The sequence below is a fragment of the Caulobacter endophyticus genome, from assembly GCF_003116815.1.
Classification (GTDB): domain Bacteria; phylum Pseudomonadota; class Alphaproteobacteria; order Caulobacterales; family Caulobacteraceae; genus Caulobacter; species Caulobacter endophyticus.
This window is the reverse complement of the sequence record NZ_QDKQ01000054.1, coordinates 1-10,941: the sequence shown is the minus strand read 5'-3', so window position 1 is coordinate 10,941 and position 10,941 is coordinate 1. Positions and strand designations below refer to the sequence as shown.

The following is a 10,941-nucleotide window of genomic DNA, read 5'->3' as shown; positions in this document are numbered from 1 at the left end:
AGGGCGAGGTCGGCAGGGTCGGAAGGCTTGCGCTGAGCGCAGGGCCCACTGGCTTTGCCCAGATTGACGCGGCGTTGTCAGCGACAATCAAATCCACGCCGTTGCCGCTATCGACCTGCGTTACGCGCTTGGCGCCGACGAGCACATTGTTGCTGATCTGCACGTCAGACGAATAGAGGCGGACGGCGGCAGTCTTGTCGCCCGTCGTTAGGTAGACAGCCCATGGGTTGGTCGTGTTGGCCGCCAGATAGTTGCCGTAGATATCTACGTCCACCGCTCCGCGGACGCTGACCGGCTGCTTGCCGACATCGAGAACCTTATTGTCAAAGATGTCGACGTTTTTCGCTTCGTAGTTTGTTCCCGGTCGCATTGACGAGCCGCTGGTCGATCCGCCTGCCGCAATGCCGTCGCCGTTGACGTCGTGAACATAATTTCCAGAGATCTGAACGTTGCTTGAGCCGCCCTTGGCGAAAATCGCCGCCGACGTGCTTCCGACCCGGGCGACCTCATTCCGGGAGATGACCACGTTCTGCGAGCCGACGACGTCAATGCCCTCTTCATCCCGAATATCGGTGATGAGATTGTCGACAATTTGCACGTTGTTAGCTTGGCCGATCTTTATCCCATCGTGAACGGCGCCTGTAATGACATTGCCCTGAATGACGACGTTATTGACCAAGTTCGTATAATCGGTGCCGCTCTGGCTGAACTGCACACCATCATAGCCCCCCGTGATGGCGAAGTTTTTGATGACGTAATTGTCGACGCCCAAGGCCTGGATCACGGGCTTGTCGGCGCTAGCCCCGATAATCTTGGCGGCCTGGGGGCCGTCGGCTGAAACCAGCCATATCGGAGCCCCGTCTGAGCCGCCGGCCGAATGGGGGATTTTGACGTTCTCGACGTAGGTTCCAGCGTGAACATAGATCGCCGTGCCGGGCGTGGCGGCGACGACGGCTGACTGGATGGTTGCGAAGGGCTTTTCGGCGCTACCATCACCTCCGGCTGCCGCACCTGCTGACACATGGATAATGCGCAAGGGCGAAGCCCCCGCAAACAGCTCTGCGGCCATGTAGATCCCCGATACAGAAAACACGCTGGTCAAATGTCGCCAAGTAGACCATGGCGCGCCGACGCCAGCGGATTTAAAGATTGGGCGTCACTGGCCTGTAAAGCAACGCGGCAAATTATCGCTTAACTATATCGTCGCAGGCAGGCGACGGCAGGCACGCGCCCACATGTCCTAAGTGCTGGTTAAGGCTGCTCGCAATCATTTCGTATCTGCGTGGACCAGGTCTCGCCGCAGGGGCGCGCGCTCGCTGTTGCGGCGGCGTCAATGTTCACCAGAACAGCGATATAGAGGCCTTCACCATCATGGCTTGCGGGCCAGCGGCCAGGAGCGTGCCGGCTGCTCGACTAGAGCACAAGGTAGTCCGAGAGGTCCGTGAAGACGCCCTTGAGCGTAATCAACGAAGCATACGCGTCGCCGCCGCCGTCAGGATCAAACCACAACGTCGTATAGCCGCCGGATATCTCGGCCATCAGATAGCCATCCCACGGCCTTTCGACCTTCGCGGCGAACAACGCCGTCAGGTCGATCCGATCCCCGGCCGAGAGGTCGTTGATCATGCCCCAGCCATCGCTCTCGAAACGGAACACGTCGCGACCCGCGCCGCCCGTCGCCTCGACCTGATGGCGGATGATGAAGGTGTCATCGCCTCCATCCCCGAGCAGACGGACACGCGCGCCGCTATTGTCCGTAATCAGAGTGTCATCCCCGGCGCCTCCCGACGCGAAATGACCGGCGATTAGCAAATCATCGCCTCGCCCCCCGACAAGTCGGTCAAACCCGCTGAGCACGTCGTCGCCCGATCCGCCGACGAGCTCGAAGGCGACCACGTGGTCCAGGCCCGTTTGAGATCCCTCCACGCCGTTGTTGGTCACAACGATCGGTGAGGCCGCCTGTTCATAGGAGACCTTCCCCCCGGGCGCGAGGATACTATCCTCGGCCGGGTCAAGCGGAACCTTGACGCTCAACGGCAGACTAAGGGCGACGCTATCGAGCAGTTCGCTCTCATTGGAGACGCCAAGCTCTTCAAAACTGATGATCAATTGGTTCAACTCGCCCTCCACAACTGTCAGCGAGGCTGGAGCCCGGCGATGAAGAGCGGGTAAACGGCCTGCCGGATGCGACAATTGGCGCAGAGACGTACTCGGCGGGCCTCCGCGATGACGCTCGACTGCTGCGCATGAAAGAAAATCGATCTAGGGTTGCGAGCGCTCCGGGAGCCCTGGTCATGACAACGATGCTTGAAGTGCTTCGATCTGGCGGTTCCCATTGGGGGTTCAGCGCCCTTGGCGGGCTCACTGGTCTCTATGTTGCCTGGATCCTGGTTCGTACCGCCTATGGCTCATGCGCCCGAGAGGAGCCGCCGCAGCGTTGAGAACCCAACGGCCGATTTTGATTGTTCCGCAGAGGTTCAGCGCTAAACGGCCGCGAACCTGCTTGGCGGCGCCTAAACCCGCATTCCAGCCAAGCTTGTAATCGATTTCTTCAACTTATGCGTCCAATTATCGCAGGTAGGGGGCGTCGATAGGAGACTCGGCATGAGTTCTGCACCGATATTCGTGACCTCTGCTAGTGTCGGATCAGCAAGCGACACCAGCATGATCGTGTTCTTCAGCCCTTCGGGACCTTTCAAGGACGGTGAGGTGAAGAGCGAGACGTCATCGCGCCTGGTGATGTCCCATCAAGGCTTTCTCGCGTTCGCCGCGACCGTAGCGGCCCATGCGGAAGAGATAAAAGCCAGGGCCAAGCGGCTGCAGGAAGCGGCAGAGGCGCAACGTGTCGCCGAAAAGGTTGCCGCGGAACGTCGTCGAGTCGATGAGAGCGAGGGTGAGGCCGCCCCGCCTAACCTGCCTTTTACACCCTTGCACTGACGCCCAGCTCTGCGAGCGCTGGGCGGGAGAAAAGCTTCGCCCTGTCGCGGAGCGGGGGCGGGCAGCAACTGCGCCTTGGTCGACCGACTGTGGTCATCCAGCCTGGGCGAGTTTTCGAACGACCCGAGCCTTCTGCTTGGCGTCTCCTGATACTCGCGGGCCACCAGGATCGCCGAGAGGCTTGCTACGTCCTCGGCGGCGGGGATAGGGGGGGCAGCTGTGGCGCGCTGCCCCGCGGAAAGCGTCGGGCGCGCGGGAGAAGAGTTCGAGCAAGAAGGGCCAGCTGTCGTCTTCGGGCTTGCCGAAGCGGTAGAACTGTTTGCCCTCGCCGCCGGTTTCGGCGTGCTCACAGGCGTACGACGTCGAGACCTTGCCCCGACCGAAGTGCTCGCGCCGGTCTTCGCCGCCGTCTCCATTAGCATCATCCCCGTCTGATCCACGGCTACACAATCTGTCGATCTGGCCATCAAAGCCTTAAGGACAGGGTCATTTTTGGACGCCGATCTCCCCGAGATGGGGGTCACTTTTGCAAGCCGAAGCATACCTCAGCATCTGCAGTCTTCCCGCGATACGCGCACCAAGCGCGATGCCGCGCCGTTCGATACCGTAGTAGGTCGCCGCCGACAGGCCGTAGGATCCGACGACTGTGGTCAGGACCACGCCGGCGCTAAGGCTCGCTCCCGTGAACCCCAATCGGTTAAAAACAACAATCGAGCTGTAGAGTGGGATCATGTGGATCAGGTAGACGGAATAGGATGTCTCCCCCAGCAATCGAAGCAGCGATGAGGACAAAACCCGCTCAATAGCCACGCCAATTACCGGCAACCGCCCGACCGTTGCTGTCAACGCGACAAACCACACGCCAAGCGCGACGACCTGGAATTTGCCCTCAAGCGCGATCACGCCGGTCGCAGCCGCTAGGATCAGGCCCAGGGCCGTCAAACTCGGGCCGCGCGTCACGAGGAAGTAGCTGGCCCCGCCAATGACGAAGTGCAGGATCTTCGCCCCTAGGAAAGCTTTGCCGAAGAGGGGTGAAATCGCCAACAGCGCCAGCACGATGCTCGCTGCAAGCCACCAGCGCTTTGACGATGTCGCGCACGCCAGCAGCGCAGGAGCAACGAGGTAGAACTGCCATTCCAACGATATGCTCCAGGCCTGACCCAGGATCGTGAAGGCCGCGCGAGGCGAGATCGCCTCGGGAACCAAACCTTGAGCAAGTGGAATATGTGTCAGTAGGTGAAGGGGGAGATTAACCCCAGCTTCTTCTACAAGTCGAAGTCGCGAAACGTTTGCGGGCGATAGCGCAGAGACTTGCGCCCACGCTTCCTGCTGGACGCCCAAGAGCAGCGCTGAAAGGAAAAGCGCAATCAGGTAGAGGGGAAAAACCCTGAACCCGCGCCGCAGAATGTACACTCCGAACGGTTCGTCTTTTACATCGAGTAGTCGCGTGATGACGAATCCAGACAGCAGTATGAACACGTCGACGGCAAGGGTGCTGCGCCCGATAAGCCCAAGCTGCCAGCCGAATGTCGCCGCTAGATGACCCGCGATCACCCAGAGCGCCATCAACCCCCGAAGCCCCTCAAGGCCCGCAATCTTCGCTTGCGCGGGTTGCTGTGCGACCATCGAACTCCTCCGTGCGAACACTTGGAAATTCGAATGAGCCACAAGTGGGGCGAAGTTTGGATCCTCGTTGCGGCAAGGCCTAGTCAATGCGATTTTTCGACGCCCGCCGCAGAAAACACGCCAAGGTCTGAAGCTTTGCTTGGAATATGTACAGTCAGCTTTCCCGACCAAACCGCCAGAAGGTTTGGGTGATCGGATCTATCAGGTAAGCCAGGGCCGAACGCTTGCGCAATGGTACGAGCACTTCCACCGGCATGCCGGCCTGAAGCCGCGTTTGCGCGCCCCTTACGGCACGGATCTTGTCGAGCTCGGCCTCCGGAACGGCGATCTCGGCGCTGAAATATTGCGCACCGGTCTTTTCATCCGTCAGGCTGTCGGCGGAGATCGTTTCCAAGCGCCCATCGACCAGAGGAAGCTTCTTATCGTGGATGGTGCTAAACCGTACCTGGGTGCGTTGGCCAACGCTAAGATCGTCGACATCCGCTGGCGACACCTTGGCTTGGATGACGAGACGCCGGTTCTGGGGAACAATCTCCATCAAGGTCTGGTTGGGGGCGGCGACTCCCCCGACCGTAAACACCTTCAGGCCCACCACTTTTCCAGAGGTGGGCGCCCGAACGATGGCGCGAGACAGCTGTTCTCGCGCCGCGGACAGCTTAGGCTGCAGTTCGTCAAGCTTGACTTGCACCTCGCGCATTTGATCGGCGATCTCCTCCATCCGCTCGCGCTCCAGAGAGAGCAGTTGCAGCCGCGACTCGCCGATGGCTTCGCGTGATCGGGCGATTTGAGCTCGGTAAGCGCCGTCTTCGCCAGCGAGAGAGGCGGCGTTGCGCTCGAGCGCCAAAACGCGCGTTTGGGGCGCATAGCCCTCGTCGGCGAGCGCTTTGACACCGCGCAGTTCTTTCGAGACGAGGTCCTGTTGCCGACGATTGGCGTCCAGCTGCCGCTCGGCCCCGCTCGTCTGCTCAGCCAGCTGGCGCGACCTCTGAACCAGGACGCCCCTCTGGGTGCTCAACGCCGCTCTACGCGCAGCAAAATGGCGGCGCTGCAGCTCAAGCGCCTCTTCGGCCAACGGGCGATCCTCGGACGCGATCGCGGCAAACTCCGCCGGAGGAGAGAGACTGGGCGCACCGTCTCGTTCTGCCTGCAACCGCGCCCGCTGGGCCCAAAGCGCATAGACCTCCGCCGTGAGGCCTCTCTCGACGCTGCGCACCTCCGACGCGGAGAGCTCGAGCAGAACTTGGCCCTTCTTGACGTTCTCGCCTTCTTGAACCGCCAAGCGCGTTACGATGCCCCCATCGCGAACCTGCACCGCCTGGCGGTTGCCCGCGACTGCGATCAGGCCGTGGGCGTACGAGCCGGCGTCTAGAGGCGTGAGCGCAGCCCACCCGAGGAAGGCCACGAAGAAGGCGCCCGCAATAAGAGCGCCAATCTTGAGAGTGGCGTCGGGCTGATCGGGCAAGCGCGTATAGGCTTTGTCGCCGACGAGTTCAGCGCTCATTCTATGATCCCGTGCGGCTGACGACCGGAGCCCGCTTAACCGCGCTTGCGCGCTGGGCCATTTCCTTCATGACCTCTTCGCGCGGCCCATCGCGTTCGACGCGTCCCTCGACAAGAAGAACCAGCCGGTCGGCGCTGCTAAGAATGGCCGCCCGGTGAGCGACGATAATCACCGCACCACCCCGCTTTCGCACGAGCCTTACCGCCGCCGCAAGCGCTGCCTCCCCTTCGGCGTCGAGCGCCGAGTTGGGCTCATCCAGGACGATCAACACTGGATCGCGATAGAGGGCTCGCGCCAGCGCAATACGTTGGGCCTGTCCAGCCGATAGCCCCCGCCCGCCCAGGCCCAGGACCGTATCGTAGCCTCTAGGCAGTTGAAGGATTAGCTCGTGGACGCCGGCGGTCTGAGCCGCCGCAATGACGGCCGTATCGATCGCCTCGGCGTTGCGCTCTTCGTCGGCGACTTCGAAGCGCGCGATGTTGTCGCGGATCGTGCCAGCCATTAGGCCCGAGTCTTGAGGCAGGTAGCCGACGTGGCGACCTAGCCGATCCGCCGTCCAATCCAGGAGGTTGGCGCCGTCCAGGCGGACGAGTCCCGCATCCGGGCTGATGGCGCCGGCGGCAAGTTTGGCCAGGGTCGTCTTGCCGGCTCCGCTGGGTCCGATGACGCCGACGATCTCTCCCGGCTCCACCCTCATTGTGACGCCCCGCAGCAGCAGCGCGCTCTGGCCGGGAGCGCGGACTGACGCCTGCTCCAGGCTTAGAACGCCGCGTGGCGGTGGCAGTTGAGTGCCGCCGCGACCCGCATCGGCCTCGGAAAAAAGCCGCAGGAGATTATTCATCGCGTTCCGGGCCTGGCCAACGACGGTCCAGGATCCTACCAACTGTTCGACCGGCTGAAGGGCGCGGCTGAGCAGCACCGAAGCGGCGATGATGGACCCGGCCGATATCTGGCGCTCCACCGCGAGCCATGCGCCCAGGCCCAAGGCCGCGGACTGAAGAAACAGCCGCACAAATTTTGTCGCAGCCGCATAGCGCCCGCCGGTGAATTGAGCCTTCGCGACCAGGTCCAGGCCTCGGCTACGTTCGGAAAGCTGACGCTCGCGAAGATTGCGCCCCATCCCAAGCGCGCGAACGGTCTCAGCATTTGAGGCCGAAGCCTCCTGCACGGCATAGGCCACGGCCTGGGCCTGGGCCGCGTCCTGCTGCCGAGTGCGCGTCGCCTTTTCATTGGCCAGGGCCAGCCACACCAGCAGCACTCCGCCGGCGACGGTGAGAGCGCCCAAGGCAGGGTGGATCAAGAACGCCACGAGCGCGTAGAACGGGGTCCACGGCGCGTCGATCACAGCCAACGCTGCGGGGCCAGTCAGAGCGGCGCGAACCGTGTCGAAGTCCCGCATTCCCTGCTGAGTGGTCGCCGGGCCTAACCGGCTCATAAGTCGCGTCAGGATCGGTCCGCCCAGCACGCGATCAAGGCGCAGGCTCGCCAAGATGAGCAATCGGCCCCGCACCGCCTCCAGCGCCGCCAGGGTAGCGAGGGCAAAAGCAACAACCCCTGTGAGATAGAGCAGGGTAAGGCGTCCCTCCGTGGGAACCACCCGATCATAGACCTGCATCATATAGATCGTCGGCGCGATGTAGAGAATGTTCATCAGCGCGCTGAATAACGCCACCCCCACAAAGTGTCGGCGGCACGTCCTGACGGCGTCGGCCAGTACGCTGGGTATCGGGCCGTCAAGCAGCTTCACAGTTGTTCTCCCTGAGCGTGCGCCGGCGCGGCAAGATGCAAGGACGCACATTATGCGCCGATGGCTAGCGTTCGACGAGTCGTAGCCTGATGCGCTGGCCCGCGCCACCTGCGGGAAGAACGCCGCCTAATATAGTCAAGTTTGATCGCCGGCAGATCGCGGCTCAAATGCGGTCAAACTTTGAGACTACACCGAAGAGCGCCGTTCGCAGAACGGCGAGATATTGGGGCTGGGGTGCGACCAATTGTTCCTGCGTGCGACAAAATGGAACAGGATATTCGTCCCCAAATCTCAAATTTATCTTAGGTGAATGCGGCAAACTGTCCCGAATTGCCCATCATTCATTGCACGCAGATACCAATGCTATCGCAGAAAACCCTTATGCGAATTGGGTTTAATCTTTTGTTATCTTTGCTTTTCTCGATTGTTAATGCCGGTTAGCGACATTCTGTAACCGTGCAGGAAGGTTCAGACGCCGATATTTTCCTACGACATCGTCACGTGCTCTGGGATCAGCTCCGCAAAATGACCGTCGCCACCACCACCCTTTCGCAAGTCGCCGACGTTACTGAGCAAGTCAGTGACTCCACTGTATTCAATGCACTTGCTGAAAGCGTGACCATCGCTGGCGACGGCCCCAGCCTGAGCCTTGGCGGCGGCGATCTAAATCTCGCTGGCGGCCAAGTCCTGAAGGCCTCGCCCGTCGTCACCGCGGCCGTGACGGCCGAGCGTCCGATCGGGCTCGATTACAGGCCGCCAGAGGCCAAGGCCTACGACCAGAAGACCGATATCCCGTCCAACGCCCTAGACGCCAAGGACTTCCCCAGCATTGACGCCTGGCTCGACGCCTGCGTCGCCCAGGGCGTCCCGGGAAAAATCGGCTCGGGCACCTATGTCGTTGATGGAGAGCCGCGCTATTCCCCGGTCGGGATCTACGGCTATGGCGAGACGCCGCCCAAATTCGTGGCTCAGAACGTCGACTGCTGGCTCTATCTCAAATCCGATGACGTCACGCTCAAGGGGCTGGCGTTTGAGGGGTTTGGCCAGGTGCTCGGCGGCAGCGTCGCATTGAGCGACGGGGCGCCTTACCATTCCACGACAACCTATGCATTTGACCGCTTCGATCCTGCCAAGGGCGGGCTTGCGATGGATGTGCCGGCGACGACCTCGACCGTCGGTCCTGCTGTGACCATCACCGATTGCGAATTCGTCAATTGCGAAAACGCTTTCATGTTTGTCTCGGACACCACCCAGATGGGCGCGGTGAATTTCCACGGCAACACGCTGGTCGGCACCTACGGGATGCTGAACATCTTCAGCACCCTGTGGACGGAAGTGAACGCCACTTACAACGAATGGGGCGACGCCACCGGCGATCGGGCCCAGCCCGGCTTGAAGAGCAACGGTGTTCAGACCGGTATCGCGATCGGCACCGACAAGACGATTTATATCGAAGGCCACTCCACCAAGCTTAACATCACTAACAATTACGCCCACGACATCGACTCGCTCTCGCGCTACGACGACACCAACGCCGCCGTCTTTGTCGACGCGCGGGGCGTGATCAGCGCTGAGCGCGGCGACAACGTCATTTCGTTCAATCGCATCGAGCACCTTCGCGGCCTTCTCGGGCAGGAAGACTCCAACGCCATTTACGCCAAGGCCCATGGCCTGATTATCCAGGGCAACTGGATCGAGGACAGCGGCGCGGCCTATTACACCTCGGCCAAAAACGGCTCGGAGGCCACGGGCGTCCTGATCAAGCCGCTCCATGACGGCGTCCACGACGACGTCGCCTCCGACATCGAGGTCATCGGCAACACGTTCGTCGACATGCCCACGGCGCCGGCCGGCATCGTGAAGGACTTGGCCGTTATCAAGATTTCCGAGGCGGTGGGCGATTCCAAGATCGCGTTCAACACCTTCATCGGAGGCGGAAATCTTTCCACCTCAAGTTCTGCGGGCATTATTCGCGTTTATGGCGACGTCGAGAAGTTCGCGGTCGTCGGCAATCATTTCGTCGATGTGGCCCTGGCGTCGGGCGCGAACGCGGTCGTGTTTCAAGAGCTGATCGGCACTTCCAGCAGTATGGTGGAGGTGTCCAACAACAGCGCTGAGAAATCCGTCGGCGCCTACAGCAGCGACGCACGCTGGTTCAACTTCACCAGCAAGACCCCAGGCGCCCTGGTGACGGGGCTCAACGTCCTGGAGGGCGGCTACAAGATGCTCTCCTCGCGCGCCGGCGTTACAACCACGACGTCGCAATCCTACGACGCCCCCACCGTCGTGATCACCCCCGAGAGCGTTACAGCCAAGGATCTGCGGATCGCCGATCTGCAAACCTTGAGCGCGAGCGGCGCCGTCGTTGACGCGTTCGTCCAGGCCAGCGACGCCCGGTTCTCCGTTCACGATGGCGGGCTCTACCTGAAGGCGGGTCAGTCAGTGGACTTCGCCAAGGAGCCTGTTGTTGAGCTCATCTTGGTGACGCGCGATAGCGACGGCTGGACGGGTGTGGTGCTCAACCTGACCGCGGCCGGCGTGGTTGGTGCGGCGCTGGAAGTGGAAATCACCCAGCTGACCCAAATCGCCGAAAATTCATCCAGCGAAATCAAGGTCGCCCAAATCGGCCTGACCGGCGGGATCGAAGGCGCCGCCTATAGCACGAGTGACGCCCGGTTCTTCGTGCGCGATGGCGCGCTCTATCTGAAGTCCGGGGCGGGCCTCGACTACGAGAAAGCCTCGCAGATCGCCGTCGGCGTTACGGCTACGCTCGGCGACGCGAAGTTCGTGGAAACCGTCAATGTGCAGGTAAAGGACGTCAATGAAGCGCCGACGGCGATCAGTGTCGGCAACCTGGTTTCGGTGACCGAAAACACGATCGTCGAAACGAAAATCGCCACCCTTACCGTCTCCGATCCCGATAAGGCTTCGAGCTTCCGTCAATTCAGCTATGTCGTTGATGACGCGCGGTTCTACGTCAAGGATGGCGATCTCTATCTCAAAGCTGGCCAAGTTGTCGATTTTGAGAAGGCCTCGACCATCGTCGTGAACGTCACGGCGAGTGATGGGACTGGCAGTGTTAAGACGTCGGTGTCTGTCAAGGTGAATGATGTCGTCGAAACCTCGCCCC

At 61.4% G+C, this 10,941-nt stretch carries 8 protein-coding genes; 3 read left to right on the top strand and 5 right to left on the bottom strand.

Annotated elements, in window-relative coordinates; translation table 11 throughout:
- Nucleotides 1-1,069 (bottom strand): right-handed parallel beta-helix repeat-containing protein (locus DDF67_RS15040; protein ID WP_199229250.1); only part of this gene is annotated, 1,069 nt, incomplete at its 3' end.
- Nucleotides 1,070-1,413: 344 nt separating this feature from the next.
- Nucleotides 1,414-2,118: a calcium-binding protein gene (locus tag DDF67_RS15035; protein WP_109101682.1), complete on the bottom strand. Its 705-nt coding sequence runs from the start codon at nucleotides 2,116-2,118 to the stop codon at nucleotides 1,414-1,416.
- Nucleotides 2,119-2,604: 486 nt separating this feature from the next.
- Between DDF67_RS15035 and DDF67_RS15030 the strand changes: the two genes are divergently transcribed.
- Nucleotides 2,605-2,937 carry a hypothetical protein gene (locus DDF67_RS15030; protein ID WP_146198042.1) on the top strand — a complete coding sequence of 111 codons (333 nt, stop codon included), beginning with the start codon at nucleotides 2,605-2,607 and terminating at the stop codon, nucleotides 2,935-2,937.
- Between the two features lie 219 nt (nucleotides 2,938-3,156).
- Nucleotides 3,157-3,372 (top strand): hypothetical protein, encoded by a 216-nt coding sequence (locus DDF67_RS25360; RefSeq protein WP_146198041.1) that lies wholly within the window; start codon nucleotides 3,157-3,159, stop codon nucleotides 3,370-3,372.
- A gap of 51 nt (nucleotides 3,373-3,423) precedes the next feature.
- On the opposite strand, the gene DDF67_RS15025 is transcribed toward DDF67_RS25360, so the two are convergent.
- The 3 genes from DDF67_RS15025 to DDF67_RS15015 all read right to left on the bottom strand — a co-directional run bounded on the left by DDF67_RS15025 (nucleotide 3,424) and on the right by DDF67_RS15015 (nucleotide 7,811).
- Nucleotides 3,424-4,563: an acyltransferase family protein gene (locus DDF67_RS15025; RefSeq protein ID WP_109101680.1), complete on the bottom strand. Its 1,140-nt coding sequence runs from the start codon at nucleotides 4,561-4,563 to the stop codon at nucleotides 3,424-3,426.
- Between the two features lie 154 nt (nucleotides 4,564-4,717).
- Nucleotides 4,718-6,064 (bottom strand): HlyD family type I secretion periplasmic adaptor subunit, encoded by a 1,347-nt coding sequence (locus DDF67_RS15020; RefSeq protein ID WP_109101679.1) that lies wholly within the window; start codon nucleotides 6,062-6,064, stop codon nucleotides 4,718-4,720.
- 1 nt (nucleotide 6,065) lies between these two features.
- Nucleotides 6,066-7,811, bottom strand: a complete 1,746-nt coding sequence (locus DDF67_RS15015) for a type I secretion system permease/ATPase (RefSeq protein WP_109101678.1) — start codon at nucleotides 7,809-7,811, stop codon at nucleotides 6,066-6,068.
- A gap of 525 nt (nucleotides 7,812-8,336) precedes the next feature.
- On the opposite strand from DDF67_RS15015, the gene DDF67_RS15010 reads away from it, so the two are divergent.
- On the top strand, nucleotides 8,337-10,941 hold a 2,605-nt coding region (locus DDF67_RS15010; RefSeq protein WP_146198040.1), incomplete at its 3' end, for a cadherin repeat domain-containing protein.